This is a genomic window from Pseudomonas sp. 14A, from assembly GCF_018132745.1.
GTDB lineage: Bacteria > Pseudomonadota > Gammaproteobacteria > Pseudomonadales > Pseudomonadaceae > Aquipseudomonas > Aquipseudomonas mercuritolerans.
On the sequence record NZ_JAGRQJ010000003.1, the window covers coordinates 619,677 to 646,171 of the forward strand.

Below are 26,495 nucleotides of genomic sequence, written 5' to 3' on the forward strand. Positions count from 1 at the left end.
TTATCGAATTGACGCTAAAACCCTCGGATCATTAATGTCGCGGCAGCGTCATCCGGTGCTGACGTGTATGAGCCCGCCGGACTGTCGACCACGATAATAATGACAAGAGGCAACTCACTATGCGCCCGATCCCCGTCTGTCTGTGTTTCACCCGTTGTTGCCGGGTCCCGCGCAACGCCTGATTCCAACCTTCTATTCTTGTGACCGTGCCGTGCTCTCTGGCCGGCCGCCGTTCGACTGCGTTTTTTGCGTGGAATAAAAATAATGAACCAGCCTCAGTCCGCTGTGGGTAACTGCCTCGATGTGCAGACCTTCATCAACGCCCAACCGATCTCGCGCTATCAGTGGCGGGTGGTGATCCTGTGTTTCCTGATCGTATTTCTCGACGGCCTCGACACCGCCGCCATGGGCTTCATCGCCCCGGCGCTGTCGCAAGACTGGGGCATCGACCGCGCCAGCCTCGGCCCGGTGATGAGTGCTGCGCTGATCGGCATGGTCTTCGGTGCGCTCGGCTCCGGCCCTCTGGCTGACCGCTTCGGGCGCAAAGTCGTACTCGTCGGTGCGGTGATTCTGTTCGGCGGCTTCAGCCTGGCCTCGGCGTACAGCACCAACGTCGAACAACTGCTGGTGTTGCGCTTCCTCACCGGCCTCGGTCTCGGTGCGGGCATGCCCAACGCGACGACGCTGCTCTCGGAATACACACCCGAGCGCAAGAAGTCGCTGCTGGTGACCAGCATGTTCTGCGGTTTCAACCTCGGCATGGCCGGCGGCGGTTTCATCTCCGCGAAGCTGATCCCGGCGTTCGGCTGGCATGCTCTGCTGATGATCGGCGGGATCCTGCCGCTGATCCTCGCCGTGGTATTGGTGTTCTGGCTGCCGGAATCGGCGCGCTACCTGGTGGTGCGCAACCGTGGCACCGACAAAGTACGCAAGACTCTCGCGCCGATCGACCCGGTTACCGTTGCCCAGGCTGCGAGCTTCAGCGTGCCGGAACAGAAGACCGTGAAGGCGCGTAATGTCTTTGCGGTGATCTTCTCTGGTACTTACAGCACCGGCACGCTGCTGTTGTGGCTGACCTATTTCATGGGCCTGGTGATTGTGTACCTGCTGACCAGTTGGCTGCCGACGCTGATGCGCGACAGCGGCGCGAGCATGGAGCAGGCCGCGTTCATCGGTGCGTTGTTCCAGTTTGGCGGCGTGTTGAGCGCGGTCGGGGTGGGCTGGGCGATGGATCGCTTCAATCCGCACAAGGTCATCGGCATTTTCTACCTGCTGGCGGGGGTGTTTGCCTACGCCGTGGGGCAGAGCCTGGGCAACATCACCTTGCTGGCGACGCTGGTACTGGTGGCGGGCATGTGCGTTAACGGCGCGCAATCGGCGATGCCGTCATTGGCCGCGCGCTTCTACCCGACTCAAGGCCGCGCGACCGGTGTGTCGTGGATGCTCGGCATCGGCCGCTTTGGCGCGATCCTCGGCGCGTGGATGGGCGCAACCTTGCTCGGCCTGGGCTGGAATTTCGAGCAAGTGCTGACCGCTCTGGTGATCCCGGCGGGGTTGGCGACGGCGGCGGTGCTGATCAAGGGCATGGTCAGCCATGCGGATGCGACCTGAGTCGGGCGCAGATCGTTATTGAACAGGCTGGCCCCTTCGCGAGCAGGCTCGCTCCCACATTCTGGAATGCATTCCAAGGTGGGAGCGAGCCTGCTCGCGAAGCTTTTGATCTGATTGTTAGCTGAACAACAATCTGTTCGATAAACGAACACTCAGTCGATTATCGGATTGTTTGGCGAATTTCCCGAGCTTAATCTTCAGTGACTCCGGCGCTGAACCTCGCGCCTTTTTATCACTGGCGATTCCTTACAAGAACAGGAGCCCGCTCCATGGCTGAGATCCTTTCGCTGCACGACGCGGTGAAGCAATTCGTCAACGACGGCGACACCGTCGCCCTCGAAGGCTTCACTCACCTGATCCCTACGGCAGCGGGTCATGAAATCATTCGTCAAGGCAAGAAAGATCTGACGCTGGTGCGGATGACGCCTGACCTGATCTACGACCAACTGATCGGCGCCGGTTGCGCGCGCAAACTGATTTTCTCCTGGGGCGGTAACCCGGGCGTGGGCTCGCTGCACCGCCTGCGTGACGCAGTCGAAAAGCAGTGGCCGCACGCGCTGGAAATCGAAGAGCACAGCCACGCCGACCTCGCCAACGCCTACGTCGCCGGCGCGTCCGGCCTGCCGTTCGCGGTGCTGCGTGCCTACGCCGGCTCCGACCTGCCGAAGGTCAATCCGCTGATCAAAACCGTGACCTGCCCGTTCACCGGCGAAGTGCTGGCGGCAGTGCCATCGGTACGCCCGGACGTCACCGTGATTCACGCGCAGAAAGCCGACCGCAAAGGCAACGTGTTGCTCTGGGGCATTCTCGGTGTGCAGAAAGAAGCCGCGCTGGCGGCCAAGCGTTGCATCGTCACCGTGGAAGAAATCGTCGACGACCTCAACGCACCGATGAACGCTTGCGTACTGCCGACCTGGGCCTTGAGCGCGGTCTGCCATGTGCCGGGTGGCGCGCATCCGTCCTACGCCCACGGTTACACCGAGCGTGACAATCGTTTCTATCAGGCGTGGGACCCGATCGCTCGCGACCGTGAGACGTTTACCGCGTGGATCAACGAATACATCCATGGCTGCGCTGACTTCAGCGAATTCCAGGCCAAATTGGCCGCTGCTTCGGAGGCCAAGTAATGACTTACACCACCAATGAAATGATGACCGTCGCGGCGGCCCGTCGCTTGAAGAATGGCTCGGTATGCTTCGTCGGCATCGGCCTGCCATCGAAAGCCGCCAACCTCGCGCGCCTGACTTCATCGCCGGACGTGGTGCTGATTTACGAATCCGGGCCGATTGGCGCCAAGCCTAGCGTGCTGCCGCTGTCCATCGGTGACGGCGAGCTGGCCGAGACCGCCGACACCGTGGTGCCGACCGGCGAGATTTTTCGCTATTGGTTGCAGGGCGGGCGCATCGACGTCGGTTTTCTCGGCGCCGCGCAGGTCGACCGTTTCGGCAACATCAACACCACCGTGGTCGGCGACTACCACGCGCCAAAAGTGCGTCTGCCGGGTGCCGGTGGCGCGCCGGAGATCGCCGGTTCGGCGAAAAGCGTGTTGATCATCCTTAAGCAGTCGGCGCGTTCGTTTGTCGACAAGCTCGACTTCATCACCTCGGTCGGTCACGGCGAAGGTGGCGATTCGCGTAAGCGTTTGGGCCTGCCGGGCGCCGGGCCGGTGGGGATCATCACCGACCTGTGCATCATGGAACCGGAGGAGGGCACCCACGAATTCGTGGTCACCGCGCTGCATCCGGGCGTGACCCGCGAGCAAGTGGTCGCCGCCACCGGTTGGGCGATCCGTTTTGCCGAATCCGTTGAAACCACTGCTGAGCCGACCGAGATCGAGCTGACCGCGCTGCGTGATCTTGAAGCGCGCACCGCCGCCGCCCACGGTCAGGCGCCGGGAGAAGCATGATGCGTGACGTGTATATCTGCGACGCGATTCGCACCCCCATTGGCCGCTTCGGTGGCGCATTGTCCGCCGTGCGCGCCGATGACCTCGCCGCCGTGCCGATCAAGGCCTTGATGGAGCGCAATCCATCGGTGGACTGGAATGCCGTCGATGAAGTGTTCCTCGGCTGCGCCAACCAGGCCGGCGAAGACAACCGCAACGTCGCGCGCATGGCGCTGCTGCTGGCGGGGCTGCCGGACAGCGTGCCCGGCGTTACGCTCAATCGCCTCTGCGCTTCGGGCATGGACGCGATCGGTACTGCATTCCGTGCGATTGCCAGCGGTGAAATGGAGCTGGCGATTGCCGGCGGCGTCGAGTCGATGTCCCGCGCGCCGTTCGTGATGGGCAAGGCCGACGCGGCGTTCTCGCGCAACATGAAGCTGGAAGACACCACCATCGGCTGGCGTTTCATCAACCCGCTGATGAAAGCGCAGTACGGCGTCGATGCCATGCCGCAGACCGCTGACAACGTTGCCGACGACTATAAAGTCTCGCGCGCAGATCAGGACGCCTTTGCTCTGCGCAGTCAGCAACGTACCGCCGCCGCGCAGGCTGCCGGTTACTTCGCTGAAGAAATCGTTGAAGTGCGCATCGCCCACAAAAAGGGCGAAACCGTGGTCAGCGAGGACGAACATCCGCGCGCCGACACTACGATTGAAGCGCTGGCCAAACTGAAACCGGTCAATGGCGCGGACAAAACCGTCACCGCCGGCAATGCCTCCGGGGTCAACGATGGTGCTGCTGCGCTGATTCTGGCGTCAGCCGAAGCGGTGAAAAAACACGGCCTGACCGCCCGCGCAAAAGTGCTCGGCATGGCCAGCGCCGGTGTCGCACCTCGGGTGATGGGCATCGGCCCGGTGCCAGCGGTGCGCAAACTGACCGAGCGCCTCGGCGTGGCGGTCAGCGATTTCGACGTGATCGAACTCAACGAAGCGTTTGCCAGCCAGGGCCTCGCGGTATTGCGCGAGTTGGGCCTGGCCGACGATGCGCCGCAGGTCAACCCGAATGGCGGCGCGATTGCCCTCGGTCACCCATTGGGCATGAGCGGTGCGCGGCTGGTGCTGACCGCCCTGCATCATCTGGAAAAGACTGGCGGCAAGAAAGGTCTGGCGACCATGTGCGTCGGTGTTGGCCAGGGTCTGGCCTTGGCCATCGAACGTGTCTGACGCGCTGCGGCACTTACAAGAACTGAGGAAAGCGAAATGACTGACAAGCCTGGTTACCGTCGCCCACAGGCAGGCACTCAGCCTGACTACCTGCACCCGACGTATCAATCCACCAACCTGCGCTCGCCGTCCAAGCCGTTGGTGCACCTGCCGCACTCGCTGTCGGAAATCACCGGGCCGACCATCGGCGCCGAACACGTTGCCGAGAAGGACAATGACCTGACCGCCCAGCACGACGGCGAGCCGTTGGGCGAGCGCATCATCATTCACGGCCGCGTGCTCGACGAAGACGGCCTGCCGGTGCCGGGGATTCTGGTGGAGATCTGGCAGGCCAATGCCGCCGGCCGCTACAACCATGCCCGCGACCTGCACGACGCGCCGCTGGACCCGAACTTCACCGGCACCGGCCGCACCGTCACCGATGCCGATGGCTGGTACCAGTTCCAGACCATCAAGCCCGGCGCCTATCCGTGGGGCAACCACCACAACGCCTGGCGCCCGGCGCACATCCACTTTTCCCTGTTTGGGCCGAGCATTCTTACGCGTCTGGTCACGCAGATGTACTTCCCTGGTGATCCGCTGCTGGCGTATGACCCGATCTACAACTGCGTGCCGGACACTTCGGCCAAGGAACGCCTGATCGCTGCTTTCGATCTGGAAAAAACCATTCCGTCCTACGCCCTCGGTTACCGCTGGGACATCGTGCTGCGCGGCCGTGAAGCCACGCCGATGGAGAAATAAGATGACGCTCTATGCGACCACGTCCCACACCGTCGGGCCGTATTACCACATCGGCCTGACCTGGCTGAACCGCGAAACCCTGGCCAACGAGCTGACCCTCGGCGAGCGCGTGGCAATCACCGGCCAAGTGGTGGACGGCAATGGCGATGTCGTCAACGACGCCATGCTCGAAGTCTGGCAGGCCAACGCCGCCGGCAAGTACGACCACCCGGAAGATCATCAGGACAAGCCACTCGACCCGAACTTCGAAGGCTTCGGCCGGGTGCCAGTGGACGCCGAGGGGCGCTTCCGTTTCACCACGATCAAACCCGGCACCGTGCCCGGCCTGAAAGGCTCGACCCAGGCGCCGCATCTGGTGGTGCTGGTGTTTGCTCGCGGTCTGGTCAAGCACTTGCTGACGCGGATTTATTTCGAGGGCGAACCGGCAAACGTTGCTGACCCGTTGCTCGAGTGCGTGCCGGCGGAGCGTCGCCAGACCTTGCTGGCCAAGGCGGATGCGTCGGGTGTGTACCAGTGGAATGTAGTTCTGCAGGGCACCGATGCCGAGACGGTGTTCTTCGATTATTGAGAGAACACCCCAAATCCCCTGCAGGACAGAGTCCCTGTGGTGAGGGGATTTATCCCCGCTGGGCTGCGAAGCAGCCCCAAAAACCAGTCGGCGCGGTATTCAGATGAACCGCGTGTATCTGATTTGCGAGTGCTTCGCACTCGAGCGGGGATAAATCCCCTCGCCACAAAGGCTGATCCAGACGTGGGTGATGATCCGATGCGGAACGGGACTGTTGCAAAGTATGTCTAGACTGTGACTGTCCCTATCGAGTGAAAAAACAATGACAACCACCACCTCCCACTACACCGGCGAAGAGCGCAGCAAGCGCATCTTTGCCATCGTCGGCGCTTCCTCCGGCAATCTAGTCGAGTGGTTCGACTTCTACGTCTACGCCTTCTGCGCGATCTATTTCGCCCCGGCGTTTTTCCCCTCCGATAACCCCACCGTGCAACTGGTCAACACCGCTGGCGTGTTCGCTGCCGGGTTCCTGATGCGGCCGATTGGTGGCTGGATCTTCGGCCGGGTCGCTGACAAGCACGGGCGCAAGAACTCGATGCTCATCTCGATTCTGATGATGTGCTTCGGCTCGCTGCTGATTGCCTGCCTGCCGACCTACAAGGACATCGGCGTCTGGGCGCCAGTGCTGTTGCTGTTCGCGCGTTTGCTGCAAGGTCTGTCGGTGGGCGGCGAGTACGGCACCACCGCGACCTACATGAGTGAAGTTGCGCTCAAGGGCCAGCGCGGATTCTTCGCCTCGTTCCAGTACGTGACGCTGATTGGCGGACAACTGCTGGCGGTGTCGCTGGTGGTGGTGCTGCAACAGTTCCTCACCGAAGAAGACTTGCGTGCCTACGGCTGGCGGATTCCGTTCGTGGTCGGTGCGGTGGCGGCGCTGATTTCGCTGTTCCTGCGTCGTTCGCTGAAGGAAACCACCAACGAGGAAACCCGCGCACACAAAGACGCCGGCAGCATCACTGCACTGTTTCGCGATCACAAAGCGGCGTTCATCACTGTGCTCGGTTACACCGCTGGCGGCTCGCTGATTTTCTACACCTTCACCACCTACATGCAGAAATACCTGGTGAATACCGCCGGCATGCACGCCAAGACCGCCAGCTACATCATGACCGGCGCGCTGTTCCTGTATATGTGCATGCAGCCGCTGTTCGGCATGCTCGCCGACAAGATCGGCCGACGTAACTCGATGCTCTGGTTCGGCGCCCTCGGCACGCTGTTCACCGTGCCGATTCTGCTCAGCCTGAAAAGCATCAGCAGCCCGTTCCTCGCCTTCGTGCTGATCACCCTGGCGCTGGCGATCGTCAGCTTCTACACCTCGATCAGCGGTCTGGTAAAAGCCGAGATGTTCCCGCCGGAAGTGCGCGCCCTCGGTGTCGGCCTGGCTTACGCGGTGGCCAATGCAATCTTCGGCGGCTCGGCAGAATTCGTTGCCCTGAGTCTCAAAGCCGGCGGCATGGAAAACGCCTTCTACTGGTACGTCACGGCGATGATGGCGGTGGCTTTCCTGTTCAGTCTGCGTCTGCCCAAGCAGGCGAAGTATCTGCACCACGATCTGTAAACCCATGTGCGCGGGCTGCGAGGCCCGCGCCGGCAAGGACTGTTTATGACTCAGCGACCGGGCAATCAATTGTTCGATGCCTACTTCACCGCTCGCGATATGCGCGAAGTGTTCTGCGATCAGGGCCGGGTGCAGGCGATGCTTGATTTCGAAGCGGCGCTGGCCCGGGCCGAGGCGCGGGTCGGGCTGATTCCTTCATCGGCCGTGGCACCGATTGCCACAGCGTGCGACGCGGGCCTGTATGACTTCGCGGCGCTGGGCGAGGCGATTGCCACGGCCGGCAATTCGGCGATCCCACTGGTCAAGGCCTTGGGCAAGCAGATCGCCTCGAGCGATGCCGAAGCCGAGCGCTATGTGCATCTGGGCGCGACCAGTCAGGACGTGATGGATTCCGGGCTGGTCCTGCAATTGCGCCAGGCGCTGGCGCTGATCGAAGACCAACTGGCGCAACTGGCCGACTCGCTCGCAGCTCAGGCACAACGTTTCGCTACCACGCCACTGGCCGGGCGCACCTGGCTGCAACATGCCACGCCGGTGACTCTCGGTATGAAAATCGCCGGATGGCTGGGCGCCGTCACGCGCAGCCGTCTGCGTCTACAGGAGCTGAAACCGCGGCTGCTGGTGCTGCAATTCGGTGGCGCCTCCGGCACGCTCGCGGCGCTGGGTGAACAGGCGTTGCCGATCGCCAAAGCATTGGCCGAAGAGCTGCAACTGACCCTGCCCGAGCAACCGTGGCATACCCAGCGTGATCGCATCGTCGAATTCGGCGCGGTGCTTGGCCTGATCGCCGGCAGCCTCGGCAAATTCGGCCGCGACATCAGCCTGTTGATGCAGACCGAAGCAGCGGAAGTATTCGAGCCCGCCGCACCGGGCAAGGGCGGTTCTTCGACTATGCCGCACAAACGCAACCCGGTTGGCGCGGCGGTGCTGATCGGCGCGGCCACGCGGGTGCCGGGGCTGGTGTCGACGCTGTTCAGCGCGATGCCGCAGGAGCACGAACGCAGCCTCGGTTTGTGGCATGCCGAATGGGAAACCCTGCCGGAAATCTGCTGCCTGGTGTCCGGTTCGCTGCAACAGGCGCGTTTGCTGGCCGACGGTTTGGAAGTCGACGCGGCGCGCATGGCCCGCAACCTCGAATTGACCCAGGGCCTGGTGCTGGCCGAAGCGGTGAGCATCGTCCTCGCCCAACGCGTCGGCCGCGACACCGCGCATCATCTGCTCGAGCAATGCTGCAAACGCGCGGTGGCCGAGCAACGCCATCTGCGTGCGGTGCTCGCTGACGAGCCGCAAGTCACCGCCGAACTCAGTGGCGCTGAACTCGATGATCTTCTGAACCCCGCGCATTACCTCGGCCAGGCGCAAGTCTGGGTCGAGCGTGCGGTGGCTGAACACAACGCTTTGACTGTCTGAAGGAGAGGGCTGTGGCTTTCGTTCAACTCGCCGATGGCGAACTGCATTATCAAATAGAAGGCCCGGCGGAGGCGCCGGTGCTGGTGCTGTCCAACTCGCTGGGCACCGACCTGCACATGTGGGACGCGCAAATGCCGGCGTTCACCGAGCATTTCCGCGTGCTGCGTTTCGACACGCGCGGCCATGGGCAATCGCTGGTCACCGAGGGGCCGTACAGCATCGAACAACTCGGTCGCGACGTGCTCGGTCTGCTCGATGCGCTGCATATCGAGCGCGCGCATTTCTGCGGACTGTCGATGGGCGGGCTGATCGGTCAGTGGCTGGGGATCAATGCCGGCCATCGTCTGCACAAACTGATCGTGTGCAATACGGCGGCGAAAATCGGCGACCCGTCGGTGTGGAATCCGCGCATCGAAACCGTACTGCGTGACGGCCCGGCGGCGATGGTCGCGCTGCGTGATGCCTCGATTGCGCGCTGGTTTACCCCGGACTTTTCCGCAGCACATCCCGAGGCGGCGAAGAAGATTACCGACATGCTTGCCGCAACCAATCCACAAGGCTATGCGGCCAACTGCGCGGCCGTACGCGATGCCGATTTCCGTGAACAACTGGCTTCGATCAACGTGCCATTGCTGGTGATTGCCGGCAGCGAAGATGCGGTGACGCCGCCGTCCGGCGGGCACTTCATTCGCGACCATGTGCGCGGCGCCGAGTACGCCGAGTTCTATGCGGCGCATTTGTCCAACGTGCAGGCCGGCGCTGATTTCAGTGATCGGGTGCTGGCGTTTCTGCAGGCTCAGTGAGGAAGATTTTGTGGACGAGAAACAACGTTACGACGAAGGCATGCAAGTACGCCGCGCGGTGCTGGGCGATGCCCACGTCGATCGCAGCCTGACCACGCTGACCGAGTTCAACTCGGAATTCCAGGAGATGATCACCCGGCACGCCTGGGGCGACATCTGGACCCGCCCGGGCCTGCCCCGTCATACCCGCAGCCTGATCACCATCGCCATGCTGATCGGCATGAACCGCGAGGGCGAACTGAAACTGCACCTGCGTGCTGCGGCCAATAATGGTGTGAGCCGTGGCGAGATCAAGGAAGTGATCATGCAGAGCGCAATCTACTGCGGCATCCCGGCGGCGAACGCGACGTTTCATTTGGCCGAGTCGGTGTGGGATGAGCTGGGCGTCGAATCTCGAGAATAATGGCGGCCGGTCTGCCGCTTTCGCGAGCAGGCTCGCTCCCACCTTGGAATGCATTCCCCTGTAGGAGCTGCCGAAGGCTGCGATCTTTTGATTTTGATTTGTTAAAAACAAGATCAAAAGATCGCAGCCTTCGGCAGCTCCTACACGTAATCGGTGGTTAGAGAAGGCTGATCGGGTAGCTGACGATCAGGCGATTTTCATCGAACTCGTTGTTGCTGAAGTCGCGGCGCATGGTCGAGTTGCGCCATCTGACGTTCAGATCCTTCAACGTGCCGCTCTGCACCGTGTAACCGAGTTCCGATTCGCGACCCCATTCCTTGCCGTCGGTGATCGTCCCGGTGTGCACGTTGTCGCCGCTGATGTAGCGGTTCATCAGGGTCAGGCCGGGGATGCCCATGGCGGCGAAGTTGTAGTCGTGGCGCAGCTGCCAGGAGCGTTCCTGAGCGTTGTCATAACTGGCGTTGTAGCTGTCGTTGGCCAGCGTGCCGCCACTGGTGCCGTTGACCCGCATCCACGCGCTGTCGCCGGTCAATTTCTGCAAGCCGAGGTAGAACGTGTTGCCGCCGTACTTGGCCGAAAACATGCCGTACCAGGTCTTGTTGTCCAGGTCGCCGGCACGCGCGCTGCCATCTTCCTTGCCATAGAAAAAGCCGAGGTTGGCGCCCAGCGTCCAGTCGCCGAGCGGCTGGCTGTGCAGCACATTGAGGTACTGCTGGCTGTAGATGTCCTTGAGTTGCGCGTTCCACAGGCCGATCTGTGTGCGCTTGTCGTTGAACAGGTATTCGCCGCCCTGGAAGTTGAAACGATCAGAGGTGAACGCGGCTTTGCCGGTCATCGACATGTCGCTCATGCTGCTGTCGTCGCGCGGGCTGTTGGCGCGGAACTGGCCGCCATAGAGGGTCAGGCCGGCGATTTCCTTCGAGGTGATCTGGCCGCCACGGAAGGTCTGCGGCAGCGAGCGACCGTCATCCGAACGCAGGATCGGCAGCACCGGCATCCACTCACCGACCTTGACTTCGGTCTGGGAAAGTCGGGCCTTGAAGGCGACGTTAGTGCGGCCGAAGTTGTCCGCCGGGCGGCCGTCATGGTCCAGCGGCAACAACTGCGTGCCGCCCGTGCCCTTACCGCCATCGAGCTTGACCGAATACAGCCCGAGTACGTCCATGCCGAAACCGACGGTGCCTTGGGTAAAGCCGGATTTGGCGTCGAGGATGAAACTCTGCGTCCACTCTTCAGCCTTGCCCTGAGTCTTGGTCGGATTGGTGAAGTTGCGGTTGATATAGAAGTTGCGCAGGTTGAGGTTGACCTTGGCGCCTTCAACGAAGCCGCCATCTTCGGCGCTTGCCGGCAGGGCCAGACCGGCGATGGCCAGGGCGATCACAGCGGGCAATGCGTAAGGCACAGGGAAAACTGTCATGGACTTGGGTCTCTCTTGTTTTTTTTAGGGCGAACGGCTGCGCTGTCGCGGCAGGTGCGGCGCAGGCAAAGTGATGCATATCTGAGGTGAAGCGGTGGCGGTCAGCCGGGCGGGGCAGGGCGCTGGAGCATGGTGTCAAACCTGTTGTTATTGGTTTTGTGGAGCGAATGGTGCGGGGCGCGGATGTTTTGATTCAATTGGTAAAAGCGGGTTTTGGGCGATTATCGAACGCAAGATTGAGCCGGGTTTTTTGGGCGGATGTGCGGGCCTCTTCGCGAGCAGGCTCGCTCCCACAGGTGGGCGCATTTCAAATGTGGGAGCGAGCCTGCTCGCGAAGGGGTCAGCCCGAACAACACACCTTTCAGGCAGGCAACAAAAAGCCCACCAATCGGTGGGCTCCTTGTATTCAGCCGATGATCAGAACAGCTTCATCTTCGGCGCTTCTTCTTTCAGCGCTTCGTTCTGCGCGGTCTGCGCATTCCAGCCACCGCCCAGTGCCTTGTACAGGTTGACCGCACTGGTCAGCTGCGCGAGGCGGTCGGTGATCAGCGCTTGTTGCGCGCTGAACAACTGACGCTGGGCATCGAGGAAGGTCAGGTTGCTGTCGACGCCGATGCGGTAGCGACGTTCGGCCAGGCGGTAGTAATCCTGGTTGGCCTGAACGAAGTCACGCTGCGCTTGCAGCTGCTCGGTGTAGGTCTGGCGGGCGGCGAGGCCGTCGGCGACTTCCTGGAAGGCGGTCTGGATGGACTTCTCGTAGTTCGCCACGCCAATGTCCTTCTGGATCTTGGCGTAGTCGAGGCTGGCGCGCAGGCTGCCGGCGTTGAAGATCGGCAGGTTGATCTGCGGCTGGAACAGCCACGTCCCCGAACCACCCTTGAACAGACCGGACAGATCCGGGCTCAGGCTGCCCGCGTTGGCGGTCAGGCTGATGCTCGGGAAGAACGCTGCACGCGCCGCGCCGATGTTGGCGTTAGCCGCCTTCAGGTTGTACTCGGCCTGCAGAATGTCCGGACGACGTTGCAGCAGGTCCGAAGGCAGACCGGCCGGCACATCGCTGAGCAGGTCATCAGACAGCGGTTTGGCCGTTTGCAGGTTGGCCGGAATACCGGTGCCGAGCAGCAGGGTCAGGCTGTTTTCGTCCTGCGCGACCTGGCGGGTATAACGCGCCAATTGTGCCCGGGCGTTCTCGACCGAGGTGCGCGACTGCGCCAGATCCAGCGCCGAGGCCACACCGACTTCGTTGCTGCGGCTGGTCAGCTTGTAGCTTTCTTCGAAGGCACCGAGGGTGTCCTGCGTCAGCTTGAGCAATTCCTTGTCCGCCTGCCAGGTCAGGTAGGCGTTGGCGACGTTGGCGACCAGACTGATCTGCGTACTGCGGCGTGCTTCTTCAGTAGCGAAGTACTGTTGCAGCGCTTGCTCGCTCAGGCTGCGCACCCGACCGAACAGGTCGAGTTCGTAGGCGCTGACGCCGACGGTGGCGGAATACGAACTGCTGATCATCGACTCGCCGGTCTGCGAGGCACGGGCCGGCAGACGCTGGCGGCTGCCGGCGGCATTGGCCGACACCGCCGGGAACAGGTCGGCGCGCTGGATGCGGTACTGCGCCGCGTAAGCGTCGATGTTCAGCGCCGCGACACGCAGGTCACGGTTGTTTTCCAGGGCGACCTGGATCAGCTGTTGCAGGGCCGGGTCATGGAAAAACTGCTTCCAGCCCTGTTCGGCAGCGGCTTGCGCCGGAGCCTGGGCCGGCGAGTACGCCGGCCCCTGCGGGTACTGGCCTGCGACCGGAGCCTCAGGCTGCTGATAGTCAGGTATCAGCGAGCAACCGCTCAGCACGAAGGCGGCGACTGCGATGGAGAGTAGCGACTTGCTCATTGGCCAGCCTCTTTAGGAGTTTCAGTAGTCTCATCCGCGTCGGTCTTTTTGCGCTGACCGATGGACGACACAGTAACGAAGAACAGTGGGACCCAGAAGATCGCCAGGATCGTGGCCGTGAGCATACCGCCAATCACGCCGGTACCGATCGCATGCTGACTGCCTGAACCGGCGCCGGTGGAAATCGCCAGCGGCACAACACCGAGAACGAAGGCCAGCGAGGTCATGATGATCGGGCGCAGACGCATGCGGCAGGCTTCAATCGCCGCTTCACGCAGGCTGCGTCCCTGTTCATGCAGTTCCTTGGCGAATTCGACGATCAGAATGGCGTTTTTAGCCGCCAGACCGATGGTCGTCAACAAGCCCACCTGGAAGTACACGTCGTTGGACAGACCGCGCAGGCTGGTGGCCATCAGCGCACCGATGATCCCCAGCGGTACCACGAGCATGACCGCGATCGGAATCGACCAGCTTTCATACAGCGCCGCCAGACACAGGAACACCATCAGCAGCGACAGGGCGTACAGCGCCGGTGCTTGCGAGCCGGACAGACGTTCCTCGTAGGACAGACCGGTCCAGGAGATACCGACACCGGACGGCAGCTTCTTGGCAATCGCTTCGACTTCAGCCATCGCTTCACCGGTGGAGTAGCCCGGCGCCGGAGCCCCGAGGACCTCAACCGCTTCCACACCGTTGTAGCGCGCCAGTTTCGGCGAACCGTAGACCCACTCGCCCTTGGCAAATGCCGAGAACGGAACCATGGTGCCTTCGGCGTTACGCACGTACCACTTCTTCAAGTCTTCCGGGCTCATGCGCGAGTCCGGCTGGCCCTGCACGTAGACTTTCTTCACCCGACCACGGTCGATGAAGTCGTTGACGTAGCTACTGCCCAGTGCGATCGACAGGGTGTTGTTGATGTCGCTGATGGTGATGCCGAGGGCACTCGCCTTCTCGTCGTCGATTTCCAGCTGGAACTGCGGCTCATCGTTCAGACCGTTCGGACGCACCTGGGTCAGCACCTTGCTTTGCGCCGCCATGCCGAGGAACTGGTTACGCGCTTCCATCAGTTTTTCGTGACCAATACCGGCGCGGTCCTGCAGGAACACGTCGAAACCGGTGGCGTTACCCAATTCCAGAACCGCTGGCGGGGCGAAGGCAAACACCATCGCGTCGCGGAAGCTGAAGAAGTGTTGCTGGGCACGCGCAGCGAGGTTAAACACGCTGTTGTCCGCGTTACGTTCGCCCCACGGCTTGAGCATGATGAACGCCATACCCGAGCTCTGACCACGGCCGGCGAAGTTGAAGCCGGTCACGGTAAACACCGAAGCCACCGCGTCCGCCTCACCGCCGTCCTTGTTCGGACGCAGCAGGTACTCACGCATTTCATCCACCACCACCTGCGTGCGCTGGGCACTGGAACCGGCCGGGGTCTGCACCTGAGCGAACAGTACGCCCTGGTCTTCTTCCGGGAGGAACGCGGTCGGGATGCGGGTGAACAGCCAGATCATGCCGACGACGATCAAAAGGTACGCCAGCAGATACGGCGCCTTGCGGGTCAGCATGTTGCCGACGCCGCGTTCGTAGCTGCGTACGCCACGGTCGAAGTTGCGGTTGAACCAGCCGAAGAAACCTTTCTTCGGGGTACCGTGCTCGCCTTTCGGAATCGGCTTGAGCATGGTCGCGCACAGCGCCGGGGTGAAGATCAGGGCAACCAGTACCGACAGGGCCATGGCCGACACGATGGTGATCGAGAACTGCTTGTAGATCACACCCGTGGAGCCGCTGAAGAACGCCATCGGCAGCAGTACCGCCGAGAGCACGAGGGCGATACCGACCAGTGCACCCTGGATCTGGCCCATGGATTTCTTTGTCGCTTCCTTCGGTGACAAGCCTTCTTCGCTCATCACCCGCTCGACGTTTTCCACCACGACGATGGCGTCGTCCACCAGCAGACCGATGGCCAGCACCATGCCGAACATGGTCAGGGTGTTGATGCTGAAACCGGCGGCGGCGAGGATGCCGAACGTACCGAGCAGTACCACCGGCACGGTCATCGTGGTGATGACGGTGGCGCGGAAGTTCTGCAGGAACAGGAACATCACCAGGAACACCAGCGCGATCGCTTCGACCAGGGTGTGCACCACGCCTTTGATCGATTCGGTCACCACCGGAGTGGTGTCGTACGGGAACACCACTTCCATGCCTTGCGGGAAGAACGGCTTGAGGCTGTCGATGGTGTTGCGCAGCGCTTTGGCGGTATCGAGGGCGTTGGCGCCGTTGGCCAGTTTCACCGCCAGACCGGACGCCGGGCTGCCGTTGAACTGGGCGCTGATCGCGTAGTTCTCACCGCCGAGGCCGACTTCAGCCACGTCTTTGAGGCGAACCTGCGAACCGTCCTTGTTGACCTTGAGCAGGATTTCCTTGAACTGCTCAGCAGTCTGCAGACGGGTCTTGCCGATGATCGTCGCGTTCAGTTGCTGGCCCTGCACGGCAGGCAAGCCACCGAGCTGACCGGACGACACCTGGACGTTCTGCGCGGCAATCGCATTCTTCACGTCGACCGGGGTCAGGTTGAAGTTGTTCAACTTGGCCGGGTCGAGCCAGATACGCATCGCGTACTGCGCACCGAAGACCTGGAAGTCACCGACACCGGCGGTCCGCGAGATCGGGTCCTGCATGTTCGACACGATGTAGTTGGACAGGTCGTCCTTGGTCATGCTGCCGTCACGCGACACCACGCCGATCACCAGCAGGAAGTTCTTCACTGCCTTGGTCACGCGGATACCCTGTTGCTGCACTTCCTGCGGCAGCAGCGGGGTGGCCAGGTTCAGCTTGTTCTGGACCTGGACCTGCGCGGTGTCGGAGTTGGTGCCTTGCTCGAAGGTCGCGGTGATGGTCATGCTGCCGTCGGAGTTACTTTCCGACGACACATAACGCAGGTTGTCGATACCGTTGAGCTGTTGCTCGATGACCTGGACCACGGTGTCCTGCACGGTTTGTGCGGACGCGCCTGGGTAGGTCACCTGGATCGCAATGGCCGGTGGCGCAATGCTCGGGTATTGGTTGATCGGCAATTTCAGGATCGAAAGTGCCCCGACCAGCATGATCACCAGGGCGATTACCCAGGCGAAAATCGGACGGTCGATGAAGAATTTTGACATGGATTACTCCCCTTTGCCGCCGGCGGCTTTGTCAGCTGCCTGTGCGGGGGCCGGGTTCTTGGTGCCGACGTTAGTCGCCTCGGTCGCTTTGACCTCGACGCCCGGTTTGACGTACTGCAGCCCTTCGGTGATCAGACGATCGCCGGCTTTCAGGCCGTCTTCGATCAGCCACTGGCTGCCGACGGTGCGGCTGGCCTTGAGCTGACGCAGTTCGACCTTGTTGTCGGCGCCGACGACCAGTGCGGTCGGGGTGCCTTTGAGGTCGCGGGTCACGCCTTGTTGCGGCGCGAGGATCGCTGCGCTGTTGACGCCGGCTTGCAGCTGGGCGTGAACGAACATGCCTGGCAAGAGGGTGTGATCCGGGTTCGGGAACACCGCGCGCAGGGTCACCGAGCCGGTGGTCTGGTCAACCGAGACTTCGGAGAATTCCAGCTTGCCGTCGAGCTTGTACTGGCTGCCGTCTTCCAGGGTCAGCTTGACTGCGGCGGCGTTGTCGCCAGCCTTCTGCAGACGGCCGCTTTCCAGCTCGCGGCGAAGTTCCAGCAGTTCCACCGACGACTGGGTCACGTCGACGTAGATCGGGTCGAGCTGCTGAATCACTGCCATTGCATCGGCCTGGCCATTGCTGACCAGTGCGCCTTCGGTCACCGAAGAGCGGCCGATACGGCCAGAGATCGGCGCGTAGACTTTGGTGTAGCGCACGTTGATCTGCGCGCTCTGCAACGAGGCTTCCGATTGCAGGCGGTTGGCCAGTGCGGTGTCGTATTCCTGACGGCTCACGGCTTGTTCGTCGACCAGTTGCTTGTAGCGGTCGGAAATCGACTTGGTCGAACGCAGCTCGGCTTCGGCGCTTTTCAGCGTAGCTTCATAGACCGACGGATCGATCTGATACAGCTGCTGGCCGGCTTTGACGTCGGCACCTTCCTTGAACAGACGCTTGAGGATGATGCCGTTGACCTGCGGGCGAACTTCCGCGATGCGGAACGCACTGGTGCGGCCCGGCAGTTCCGAGGTCAGGGTAAAGGCTTGTGGTTGCAGGGTGACGACGCCGACCTGAGGAGGCGGAGCGGCTGGGGCCGCTTCTTCCTTTTTACATCCGCTGAGCAGCGATGCCAGGGCGACGGCAGTGACCAGAGCGGTAACAGCTGGCTTGAATTGCATGAAGATCCTCGGGTCAGGCGCGCAAGAAGCGCACAAGAAGTGTGAAAGAGTAAAAATCGGGCACCGGGTGGATAAGTAGCTTGCTAAGTAATATACTTACGTTCATGGTTGTTTGTAAACACCTGCGCCGTGTACCCACCCTGATACAAAAGTCGTCGCAAGGTTTGAAATTGTAGGCCGGGGAGTCGATTCGCGAGAGATCGCCCCCTCTTTATTCAGCGGATATTCAGCCATCCCTGAAACATCCTGTTTGAGGTTTTACTGCCATGGTCCGTCGTACCAAAGAGGAAGCTCAGGAAACCCGCAGCCAGATTCTGGAAGCGGCCGAGAAAGCCTTCTATGAAAGGGGGGTTGCCCGCACCACCCTGGCGGACATCGCGACCCTCGCCGGCGTGACGCGTGGCGCCATCTACTGGCATTTCAGCAACAAGGCCGACCTGGTCCAGGCCATGCTCGACAGCCTGCACGAACCGCTGGATGAACTGGCCAAGGCCAGCGAAAGCGAGGACGAACCGGACCCGCTGGGCTGCATGCGGCAGTTGCTGATTCATTTGTTTCATCAAGTTGCACTGGACCCGAAAACCCGGCGCATCAACGAAATTCTGTTTCATAAGTGCGAGTTCACCGATGAAATGTGCGATCTGCGCCAGCAGCGCCGGACGGCCAGTCTCGATTGCAACGTGCGCATCGGCCTGACCCTGCGTAACGCGGTGAATCGCGGCCAGTTGCCGGAAGACCTCGACACTGCCCGCGCGGCCATCAGCATTCATGCCTACATCGACGGCCTGCTGTACGGCTGGCTGCTGGCCCCGGACAGCTTCGAACTGCACGCCGAGGCTGAACGCTGGGTCGACACCGGGCTGGACATGCTGCGCCTGAGCCCAAGCCTGCGCAAATGAAACAAAATGCGCAATTGCCCGGCAGGATGTCAATCAGCCGCCATGGCTGATGATCGCGGCGGGGAGTTTAAACGTAGCCAGCCGTGGATTTTGTAGGGAAATTGTGTCGCTGTTGTGAAACGGTGTTCGCTGGCTCTTACCCTGCGCCAACAGCAAAAAGCCCCTGACTCTCACAAGTCCGGGGCTTTTTCATTTCTGCGCTACAGCGTGATTACAAGGTCGGATAGTCGATATAGCCGACCGGACCCTTGCCGTAGAAAGTCTCTGGATGCGGCTCGTTCAACGGCGCATCGGCCTGCAAACGTGCCGGCAGGTCCGGGTTGGCAATGAACGGCACGCCGAACGCTACGGCGTCTGCCTTACCGCTGGCCAGCCACTCGTTGGCGCTTTCCTTGGTGAACTTCTCGTTGGCAATGTATGGGCCACCGAACGCTTCTTTCAGTTGCGGGCCGAGGCTGTCGGCGCCTTCTTTTTCGCGCGAGCAGATGAACGCGATGCCACGCTTGCCCAGTTCACGGGCGACGTAGGTGAAGGTCTCGGCAAGGTTGTCATCGCCCATGTCGTGGGAATCTGCACGCGGTGCCAGGTGCACACCCACGCGGCCGGCGCCCCAGACTTCGATCGCGGCGTCGGTCACTTCCAGCAGCAGGCGCGCACGGTTTTCCAGCGAGCCGCCGTACTGGTCGGTGCGCTGGTTGGTGCTGCTTTGCAGGAACTGGTCGAGCAGGTAACCGTTGGCGCCGTGGATTTCCACGCCGTCGAAACCGGCGGCCTTGGCGTTCTCGGCGCCGGTGCGGTAGGCGTCGACGATGTCGGCGATTTCAGCGGTTTCCAGAGCGCGCGGCGTTGGATAGTCGGCCAGTGGGCGCACCAGGCTGACGTGACCCTTGGGCTGGATGGCGCTTGGCGCGACCGGCGCTTCACCGTTCAGGTACGAAGGGTGAGAAATGCGGCCAACGTGCCACAGTTGCAGGAAGATCTTGCCGCCGGCGCCGTGAATCGCCTTGGTCACGTTGGCCCAGCCACGCACTTGATCGTTGGACCAGATGCCCGGGGTGTCCGGGTAGCCGACGCCCATCGGCGTTACCGAAGTGGCTTCACTGAGGATCAGGCCGGCCGAGGCGCGTTGTACGTAGTATTCGGCCATCAGCGCGTTCGGCACACGACCTTCGTCGGCGCGGCAGCGGGTCAGCGGGGCCATGATGATGCGGTTGTTCAGCTCGATGTCGCCGAGTTTGATCGGGTCGAAAATAGTCGCCATGTCTAAAAGCCTCGCTTTAATTAAGGAAGTTGATCAGTTGGAAGCAGGCGCCAGCTCGGCATTGCCGTTCTGGCGGAAGGTAATCAGGGTCACCAGCAGGGCAAGCACGGCCAGCGCCGCAGCGGCCAGTGGCACGCTGTTCAGGCCGTAGCCGTGGGCGATGACGCTGCCGCCGACCCAGGCGCCGAGGGCGTTGCCGACGTTGAAGGCGCCGATGTTCAGGGTCGAAACCAGGTTCGGCGCAGCCTTGCCGAAGGTCACCACGTTGACTTGCAGCGCCGGCACAGCGGCGAAACACGCGGTGGCCCAGAGGAACAGAGTGATTTCAGTCGGGATCAGCGCGACGCTGGTCCAGCTCAGCACCGTGGAAACCACGGCCATGGCGATGAACACGCCGATCAGCGTGGCGGCCATGCCTTTGTCGGCGAGTTTGCCGCCGATGATGTTGCCGACCGTCAGACCGAGGCCGATGAGCATCAGTGTCCAGGTCACGCCACGCGGCGACACGCCAGTGACTTCACCGAGCAGTGGGGCGACGTAGGTGAACAGGGTGAAAACCGAGGCGGCGAACAACGCGGTCATGCTCAGCGACAGCCAGATGCCGGCACCTTTGAGGGCAGCGAGTTCGGCGCGCATGTCGAGTTTTTCTTCGTCACGCTTGGCCGGCAGGAAGCGGATCAGGCCGATCAGCGCGATCACGCCGATGACGGTCACGGCCCAGAAGGTCGAACGCCAGCCGGCTTCCTGACCCAATGCGGTGCCCAGCGGTACGCCGAGCACGTTGGCCAGGGTCAGACCGGTGAACATCAACGCCACCGCCGAGGCACGTTTGTTTGGTGCGACCAGATTGGCCGCCACCACCGAGCCAATGCCGAAGAACGCACCGTGACACAGCGCCGTGACCACCCGGGCAAACATCAGCACGTTGTAGTCGCTGGCGATGGCGCAGAGCAGGTTGCCGACAATAAAGATGCCCATCAACGCCACCAGCGCGGCCTTGCGCGGCAGCTTCGCGGTGGCCAGCGCCATGAACGGCGCACCGATGGCCACGCCCAAGGCGTAACCGGTGACCAGCCAGCCGGCGCCGGGAATCGACACGCCGAGGTCCGCCGCCACGTCGGGCAGCAGGCCCATGATGACGAACTCGGTGGTGCCGATGGCGAAAGCGCTCAGGGCGAGGATGAGAAGCGAAAGGGGCATGCAGGTTTCCTTGTCGGCTGGCTGACGTTAAGGGTCAGAGCTCTTTACTGAGGGTGCTGAGAAACGCCTGGATGACGTCCTCGTTACGTTTGAAAAAATGCCACTGCCCGGCCTTCTGGCTGCTGATCAGCCCGGCCCGTTGCAGGGTCGCCAGATGCGCGGAAACGGTCGATTGCGACAGGCCGCAACGCTGATCTATCTGCCCGGCGCAAATACCGTACTCGTGGTTGTGCAACTGCTCGGGGAATTCGCCTTTCGGGTCCTTCAGCCAGTTGAGGATGTCTCGCCGTACTGGGTGCGCCAGGGCTTTTATTATTTCGTCGAGGTCGAGGTTCATGGCTTGGGCTCGTGGTGGCAGTAGCGATATATCGCGATGGAGCGAACTTTAAATCGTTGGATCGCGATATACCAATATGAATTCGGTCTGACGAGCGCATAAATCGCTATATCGGGTTATAACGATACGAGGGTGCTGGAGCAGCGAACGCAGTGCTAAGCTGCGCCCATGAACTATCTCGCGCATTTGCATCTCGGCGGCCACCGCCCCGGTCAGTTACTCGGCAGCCTGTATGGCGACTTCGTCAAAGGTCGGCTGCAAGGCCAGTTCGACCCGGAAGTGGAGGCGGCGATTGCGCTGCATCGGCGCATCGACGTCTTCACCGATCGACATCCACTGGTCGACATTGCTTTGGGGCGCTTTACCGAGACGCGGCGGCGCTATGCGGGGATCGTCCTTGATGTGTTTTTCGATCATTGCCTGGCGCGGGACTGGACGCTGTATGCCGACCGACCGCTGGAGCAGTTCACCGCAGACGTCTATCACGTACTGTCCCGCGAACGGCAATTGCCGGAACGGCTGGCGAAGATCGCCCCGCACATGGTCGCCAACGACTGGCTGGGCTCGTATCGCGAGTTTGAGGTGCTGGAACAGGTGCTGCGCGGGATCTCGCGACGCCTGACCAGGCCGGAGGAATTGGCCGGGGCCATGGCGGAGTTGCGGCGGTTGTATGAGCCGCTGAGTGAAGACTTCAGCCTGTTTTATCCGCAACTGCAGGATTTTGCGCAAAACTCTGATCCACTGAAGATCTGAATGTGGGAGCGAGCCTGCTCGCGAATGCGGTGTCTCAGCCAATATAGATGCTGAATGGCACGCCGCCTTCGCGAGCAGGCTCGCTCCCACAGAGGATTTGTATTGGCTCAGGCGGCTATCAGGTTGCCTGTGCGGCGCGGTTCGGCAGGTTTTGCGACCTCACCAAACAACACCTTCTGCACCGCCTGCTGCGCTTCGAACGCCAGCGCCGCACGCTCGCGGCCCTGACACTCTATTGGCTTGAGCAGATGCACTTCGACGTCGCCGCAGTCATGGCTGAACAGGCGCATCAGGTGCGAGAGCAGGTCATCGTCACCAATGAACGGCGCCAGCGTATCGATTTCGCCGTCACGCAGATAACGGATTGCCACCGGTTGCAGCATCACTTCGGAATCGATCGCCGCCGACAGCAGGCGACCATGAAAAGTGCGCAGCGAACGGCCATCGGTGGTGGTGCCTTCAGGGAACATCAGCAGTGCATGTTCGGTTTGCAGATGGCGGGTCATCTGCTTGCGGATCAACTGGCTGTCGCCCGATCCACGGCGGATGAACAGGCTGCCGGCCTTGGCTGCGAGCCAGCCGGCCACCGGCCAGGTGCGCACTTCGGCCTTGGACAGAAACGACAGCGGCGTGAGCATGCCCAGCAGCGGAATGTCGGTCCACGACACGTGATTGCTGACCCACAGCATCGGCTGTTTCGGCAGCTCGCCATGCACGCTCACGCGAAACGGCAGGGCATTGCTCAAACGCGCCATGAAAAAACGCGACCAGCGCTGGCGCCGCTCCATCGAGTGGGCCAGACCGATGCGTTCGAACACGCCGAAGACGCTGGCCATGGTCAGCCCCAGTGTCACCACCAGCAGCACTCGCGCGATTCGCGCGTACACCCGCAACCGGCTCATTACACGGCCGCCTTGAAGTGCTTGGCGTAGCGCGGGCAAAGTTCGTCGCGCTTGAGCAGGATGAACACGTCGGCGACCTGGAAGTCTTCATCCCAGCACGGCTCGCCGCAGATCTTCGCCCCGAGGCGCATGTAGGCCTTGAGCAGCGGCGGCATTTCGGCGATGACGTTGGACGGAATATCCAGCGTCGGCAGCGGATTTTTCGGCTCGGCGCGCAGGTGTTCGGTGCACAGATAACGTTCGCGCAGACGCTGCATGATCGCGTGGGCCTGAATGCCGCCGTCCTGCATCGGGATGCTCGCGCAACCCATCAGGTAGCTGTAGCCGCCCTGATTGAGCACTTCGGCCAATTCGCCCCAGAGCACGGCGATGGTGCCGCCGTTGCGGTACGCCGGATCGACGCAGGTGCGGCCGATTTCCAGGATCGGGCCTTGCAGATGGGCGAGGCCGTGCAGGCTGAATTCTTCTTCGCTGTAGAACTTGCCGAGGCTGCTGGCGGCAGTGTGATCGAGCAGACGCGTGGTGGCGACCAGGCGCCCGGTGTTCAGATCACGCACGCCGATGTGGCTGCAGTGAACATCATAATCATCCATGTCCAGACCCAGTTCCGCGCCTTTGAGTTTGGCGTTGAATTCGCCGCTGAAGACGGCGAAGCGCAGGGCCTGGGCTTGCTGCAAGGCTTCGGCGCCGATCAGGCGTTCGGCTTGCAGGCGGCGTTCATTGCCGGTGTCGCTGATGCGGGCGATTTGCGTCATGTGAATCTCCGTACGGGCCTTTAACCCGTCGTGGGTTGCAGCCGATCGACTTTCTTTATGCAGCCGTGTTGTGCAAAGTCAGGCTATGTAGCCCCGGTGTCATCGCCATGAACGTTCGGTGATGCTTATATGACAGCCCACAAGGAGGCGCCCATGCCCTGGACAGATCTGTTGCACCGCAGTGAACGCTTGCCCGCCGCTGCTGATCTGGCTGAGGGTTTTGCAACGTTGTTGCAGGCGCTGGGCAACGTCACGCCGTTCGAATTGGCGGTGGCAGGCGGGCGGCGGTTGGCGACGGCGGGGCTGGCGTTTCTGGTCGGTTATCAGGCGGCGCTGCGCATGTTGTGGCCGAGCGCGCCGCTGAGCCTCGGCGCCTTGTGCGCGACCGAACAACGCAGCTTGCGCCCAGCGGACATGCAAACGCGGCTGCGCGATTTGCGCTTGAGCGGGCGCAAGGATTTCGTCACCGCAGGCGACGCCGCCGATTGGTTATTGGTGGCTGCGCGCAGTGAGGAGCCGGGCGAAACACCGCGCCTGAGTCTGGCGGTGGTGTATCCCGGCGAGCCCGGCGTGAAGGTGGAAAAACTGCCGGCGTTGCCGTTGATGCCGGACATCAGCCACGGCCGCCTGCATCTGGACGGCGCCCTGTGCGAACTGCTCGCCGGCGATGGCTGGGACGCCTACGTCAAACCGTTTCGCAGTCTTGAAGATGTCTACGTGCTCAGCGCCATGACCGCGTGGTTGTATGGCGTCGGCCAGGACAGCGACTGGCCGCAGCCCCTGCAATTGCGTTTGCTGGCGCTTCTGGCCGGGTGCGCCGAGGCCAGCCGGCAAGCGCCGAACAATCCGGCCGGGCATGTGCTGCTGGGCGGGTTGTTTGCGCAATTTGAAGCGCTGGCGCGGGAGGTGGAACAGGCGCTGGCCGATGGTCCAGTGGAGTGGGCGCAGATGTGGCAGCGGGACAAGGGCGTGATGCAGTTGGCGGCAGGGGCGAGGGCCAAGCGGTTGGCCAAGGCTTTGACGGTGACCTGAGCGGCCCCTTCGCGAGCAGGCTCGCTCCCACAGAAAGATCGTGTTTCGTCTGTCGAAATGTGGGAGCGAGCCTGCTCGCGAAAGCGGCCTCAAGAACACCACACATCTGTCATAAACCCCGACTAGGCTCAGCAGGTTCATTCCCAGAGCCCCCACCATGTTCAAAGGCCTGTCGCTGTTCCTGCTGCTGATCAGCCTCACCGTCCGCGCCGAACAATGGCCCGGCGAGCAATGGCCGATCGCCCCGCAGATCACCGGCCCGGCTGCCCTGGCACTGGAAAACTACGCCTTCGCGCCCCGCAACGACGCCACCCGCGAAGGCATCCGCACCGACGCCTTGCTGATCATCCACGACGGCCAGATCATCTACGAACGCTACGCCGCTCCGACCACCGAACAGACCCCACATCTGACCTGGTCGATCAGCAAAAGTCTGCTGGCCACGGTACTTGGCGTGGCCTACGGCGAAGGCCGGTTCAAGCTCGACGATCCGGCGCTGAAGTTCTACCCGACGCTGGAAAAACATCCGGCGATCACCCTCGGCCATCTGCTGAAGTGGGCCTCCGGTCTTGATTGGCAGGAAGACTACGAATACGCCCCGCTGAAATCTTCGGTGGTGGCGATGCTTTACACGCGGGGCCGTCGCGACATGGCGGCTTTCACTGCGAATCACGACAGTTACGCCGCACCGGGTCAGGCTTTCCGTTATTCCAGCGGTGACAGCAATCTGCTCGCCGCCGCGCTGAAAACTATCGTCGGGCCGCAGCGTTATCCCGACTATCCGTGGACAGCTTTGTTCGAGCCGTTGGGCATTCGCCACGCCGTGTGGGAAACCGATGCCAGCGGTACGTTTGTTGCCTCGTCCTATGCCTATCTCACCGCGCGCGATTTGGCGCGGGTCGGTCTGCTGATGGCGCGCGGTGGGCGCTGGAATGATCGGCAATTGTTGCCCGAGGATTGGGTGACATTCAATCTCAAGCCCTTTGCCGGTTATAAGGCGCATCAGGACGAAGCCATGCCCGGCGGCCATTGGTGGCTCAATCGTCCTGTCGATGGCGCAACATCGCCGTGGCCCGACGCACCGCCCGACACCTTCGCCGCCCTCGGCCACTGGGGCCAGGCGCTGTACGTGATGCCCAGCGAGAAACTGGTGATCGTGCGTTACGCCGATGATCGTGATGGCAGCTACCAGCACAACGAATTGCTCAAACGCGTGTTGCAGGCGGTGCGGCCATGAGGCGGTTTCTATTGTTGCTGTTGGTCGTGCTGCTCGGTTGGGGTTGGTATGAACGGGAAAACCTCTGGGCTTTCCCGGACATCATCAGCGCCTACACCGCCAAGGAATATTGCTCGTGTCGTTATGTGATGAACAACGACGCTGGGTATTGCCGCGGTTATGTGAAGCAATGGCTGCCAACCAGCGGTTTTACCGATGACGCTTCGAGCAAAACCATCATCGTCAGCGGCATGGGCCGCAGCAACAGCGCGCAGTGGCTGAGCGAACGCCAGGGCTGTCGCCTGAATCCTTGAATTATCT

The 26,495-nt window shown here is 62.0% G+C and carries 24 protein-coding genes; 15 read left to right on the top strand and 9 right to left on the bottom strand.

Going from position 1 to position 26,495, the window contains the following annotated elements; translation table 11 throughout:
- The first annotated feature begins 264 nt into the window (after nucleotides 1–264).
- The 10 genes from PS14A_RS05440 to pcaC all read left to right on the top strand — a co-directional run bounded on the left by PS14A_RS05440 (nucleotide 265) and on the right by pcaC (nucleotide 10,202).
- Nucleotides 265–1,611 (top strand): MFS transporter, encoded by a 1,347-nt coding sequence (locus PS14A_RS05440; RefSeq protein ID WP_073475852.1) that lies wholly within the window; start codon nucleotides 265–267, stop codon nucleotides 1,609–1,611.
- Nucleotides 1,612–1,880: 269 nt separating this feature from the next.
- Nucleotides 1,881–2,738 (top strand): CoA transferase subunit A, encoded by an 858-nt coding sequence (locus PS14A_RS05445; protein ID WP_024011937.1) that lies wholly within the window; start codon nucleotides 1,881–1,883, stop codon nucleotides 2,736–2,738.
- The gene (locus tag PS14A_RS05450) at nucleotides 2,738–3,517 is read left to right on the top strand and encodes a CoA-transferase subunit beta (RefSeq protein ID WP_212615465.1); all 780 of its coding nucleotides are present in this window, start codon (nucleotides 2,738–2,740) and stop codon (nucleotides 3,515–3,517) included. Before PS14A_RS05445 ends, PS14A_RS05450 begins: the two co-directional genes overlap by 1 nt.
- Nucleotides 3,514–4,719, top strand: a complete 1,206-nt coding sequence (pcaF, locus tag PS14A_RS05455) for a 3-oxoadipyl-CoA thiolase (RefSeq protein ID WP_177421638.1) — start codon at nucleotides 3,514–3,516, stop codon at nucleotides 4,717–4,719. The genes PS14A_RS05450 and pcaF overlap by 4 nt, the downstream gene beginning before the upstream one ends.
- 36 nt (nucleotides 4,720–4,755) lie before the next feature.
- Nucleotides 4,756–5,460: a protocatechuate 3,4-dioxygenase subunit beta gene (pcaH, locus tag PS14A_RS05460; RefSeq protein ID WP_076566301.1), complete on the top strand. Its 705-nt coding sequence runs from the start codon at nucleotides 4,756–4,758 to the stop codon at nucleotides 5,458–5,460.
- Nucleotide 5,461: 1 nt separating this feature from the next.
- Nucleotides 5,462–6,028, top strand: coding sequence for a protocatechuate 3,4-dioxygenase subunit alpha (gene pcaG / locus PS14A_RS05465; RefSeq protein ID WP_071174625.1), 567 nt, complete (start codon nucleotides 5,462–5,464; stop codon nucleotides 6,026–6,028).
- Between the two features lie 262 nt (nucleotides 6,029–6,290).
- Nucleotides 6,291–7,586 (top strand): MFS family transporter, encoded by a 1,296-nt coding sequence (locus tag PS14A_RS05470; protein WP_122612593.1) that lies wholly within the window; start codon nucleotides 6,291–6,293, stop codon nucleotides 7,584–7,586.
- Between the two features lie 45 nt (nucleotides 7,587–7,631).
- Nucleotides 7,632–8,996: a 3-carboxy-cis,cis-muconate cycloisomerase gene (locus PS14A_RS05475; protein WP_212615466.1), complete on the top strand. Its 1,365-nt coding sequence runs from the start codon at nucleotides 7,632–7,634 to the stop codon at nucleotides 8,994–8,996.
- A gap of 11 nt (nucleotides 8,997–9,007) precedes the next feature.
- On the top strand, nucleotides 9,008–9,799 hold the full coding sequence (pcaD, locus tag PS14A_RS05480) for a 3-oxoadipate enol-lactonase (protein WP_212615467.1): 792 nt from the start codon (nucleotides 9,008–9,010) through the stop codon (nucleotides 9,797–9,799).
- Nucleotides 9,800–9,809: 10 nt separating this feature from the next.
- The gene (gene pcaC, locus PS14A_RS05485; RefSeq protein WP_007917093.1) at nucleotides 9,810–10,202 is read left to right on the top strand and encodes a 4-carboxymuconolactone decarboxylase; all 393 of its coding nucleotides are present in this window, start codon (nucleotides 9,810–9,812) and stop codon (nucleotides 10,200–10,202) included.
- A gap of 157 nt (nucleotides 10,203–10,359) precedes the next feature.
- Here the strand turns inward: pcaC and PS14A_RS05490 are convergent, their stop codons facing one another.
- The 4 genes from PS14A_RS05490 to emhA all read right to left on the bottom strand — a co-directional run bounded on the left by PS14A_RS05490 (nucleotide 10,360) and on the right by emhA (nucleotide 17,819).
- Nucleotides 10,360–11,619 (bottom strand): OprD family porin, encoded by a 1,260-nt coding sequence (locus tag PS14A_RS05490; RefSeq protein WP_212615468.1) that lies wholly within the window; start codon nucleotides 11,617–11,619, stop codon nucleotides 10,360–10,362.
- 417 nt (nucleotides 11,620–12,036) lie between these two features.
- On the bottom strand, nucleotides 12,037–13,497 hold the full coding sequence (emhC, locus tag PS14A_RS05495) for an efflux RND transporter outer membrane subunit EmhC (RefSeq protein ID WP_016771333.1): 1,461 nt from the start codon (nucleotides 13,495–13,497) through the stop codon (nucleotides 12,037–12,039).
- Entirely contained in the window at nucleotides 13,494–16,658 is a 3,165-nt protein-coding gene (gene emhB / locus PS14A_RS05500; RefSeq protein WP_024011946.1) for an efflux RND transporter permease subunit EmhB, read from the bottom strand. The genes emhC and emhB overlap by 4 nt, the downstream gene beginning before the upstream one ends.
- 3 nt (nucleotides 16,659–16,661) lie before the next feature.
- Nucleotides 16,662–17,819: an efflux RND transporter periplasmic adaptor subunit EmhA gene (gene emhA / locus PS14A_RS05505; protein WP_016771331.1), complete on the bottom strand. Its 1,158-nt coding sequence runs from the start codon at nucleotides 17,817–17,819 to the stop codon at nucleotides 16,662–16,664.
- A gap of 266 nt (nucleotides 17,820–18,085) precedes the next feature.
- On the opposite strand from emhA, the gene emhR reads away from it, so the two are divergent.
- Complete coding sequence (gene emhR / locus PS14A_RS05510) at nucleotides 18,086–18,718, top strand: efflux system transcriptional repressor EmhR (RefSeq protein ID WP_024011948.1); 633 nt, start codon at nucleotides 18,086–18,088, stop codon at nucleotides 18,716–18,718.
- Between the two features lie 211 nt (nucleotides 18,719–18,929).
- Here emhR and PS14A_RS05515 read toward each other — a convergent pair whose 3' ends face one another.
- From PS14A_RS05515 to PS14A_RS05525, 3 genes are read right to left on the bottom strand one after another with little or no spacing between them, the layout of a single operon-like run.
- Nucleotides 18,930–19,979 carry an alkene reductase gene (locus tag PS14A_RS05515; RefSeq protein ID WP_016771329.1) on the bottom strand — a complete coding sequence of 350 codons (1,050 nt, stop codon included), beginning with the start codon at nucleotides 19,977–19,979 and terminating at the stop codon, nucleotides 18,930–18,932.
- A gap of 33 nt (nucleotides 19,980–20,012) precedes the next feature.
- Nucleotides 20,013–21,179 carry an MFS transporter gene (locus PS14A_RS05520; protein ID WP_212615469.1) on the bottom strand — a complete coding sequence of 389 codons (1,167 nt, stop codon included), beginning with the start codon at nucleotides 21,177–21,179 and terminating at the stop codon, nucleotides 20,013–20,015.
- Nucleotides 21,180–21,213: 34 nt separating this feature from the next.
- On the bottom strand, nucleotides 21,214–21,516 hold the full coding sequence (locus PS14A_RS05525; protein WP_016771327.1) for a metalloregulator ArsR/SmtB family transcription factor: 303 nt from the start codon (nucleotides 21,514–21,516) through the stop codon (nucleotides 21,214–21,216).
- 168 nt (nucleotides 21,517–21,684) lie between these two features.
- Here PS14A_RS05525 and PS14A_RS05530 point away from each other — a divergent pair, with 168 nt between their 5' ends.
- The gene (locus PS14A_RS05530) at nucleotides 21,685–22,269 is read left to right on the top strand and encodes an ACP phosphodiesterase (RefSeq protein ID WP_212615470.1); all 585 of its coding nucleotides are present in this window, start codon (nucleotides 21,685–21,687) and stop codon (nucleotides 22,267–22,269) included.
- Nucleotides 22,270–22,376: 107 nt separating this feature from the next.
- Here the strand turns inward: PS14A_RS05530 and PS14A_RS05535 are convergent, their stop codons facing one another.
- Together PS14A_RS05535 and olsB are read right to left on the bottom strand one after the other, a co-directional pair.
- Nucleotides 22,377–23,171 (bottom strand): lysophospholipid acyltransferase family protein, encoded by a 795-nt coding sequence (locus PS14A_RS05535; protein WP_212615471.1) that lies wholly within the window; start codon nucleotides 23,169–23,171, stop codon nucleotides 22,377–22,379.
- Nucleotides 23,171–23,926: an L-ornithine N(alpha)-acyltransferase gene (gene olsB, locus PS14A_RS05540; RefSeq protein WP_016771324.1), complete on the bottom strand. Its 756-nt coding sequence runs from the start codon at nucleotides 23,924–23,926 to the stop codon at nucleotides 23,171–23,173. Before olsB ends, PS14A_RS05535 begins: the two co-directional genes overlap by 1 nt.
- 153 nt (nucleotides 23,927–24,079) lie before the next feature.
- Between olsB and PS14A_RS05545 the strand changes: the two genes are divergently transcribed.
- The 3 genes from PS14A_RS05545 to PS14A_RS05555 all read left to right on the top strand — a co-directional run bounded on the left by PS14A_RS05545 (nucleotide 24,080) and on the right by PS14A_RS05555 (nucleotide 26,488).
- Nucleotides 24,080–24,958, top strand: coding sequence for an acyl-CoA dehydrogenase family protein (locus tag PS14A_RS05545; RefSeq protein ID WP_212615472.1), 879 nt, complete (start codon nucleotides 24,080–24,082; stop codon nucleotides 24,956–24,958).
- Nucleotides 24,959–25,115: 157 nt separating this feature from the next.
- Entirely contained in the window at nucleotides 25,116–26,195 is a 1,080-nt protein-coding gene (locus PS14A_RS05550; protein ID WP_212615473.1) for a serine hydrolase, read from the top strand.
- Entirely contained in the window at nucleotides 26,192–26,488 is a 297-nt protein-coding gene (locus PS14A_RS05555) for an amidase (RefSeq protein WP_212615474.1), read from the top strand. The genes PS14A_RS05550 and PS14A_RS05555 overlap by 4 nt, the downstream gene beginning before the upstream one ends.
- The last annotated feature ends 7 nt before the right edge of the window (nucleotides 26,489–26,495 follow it).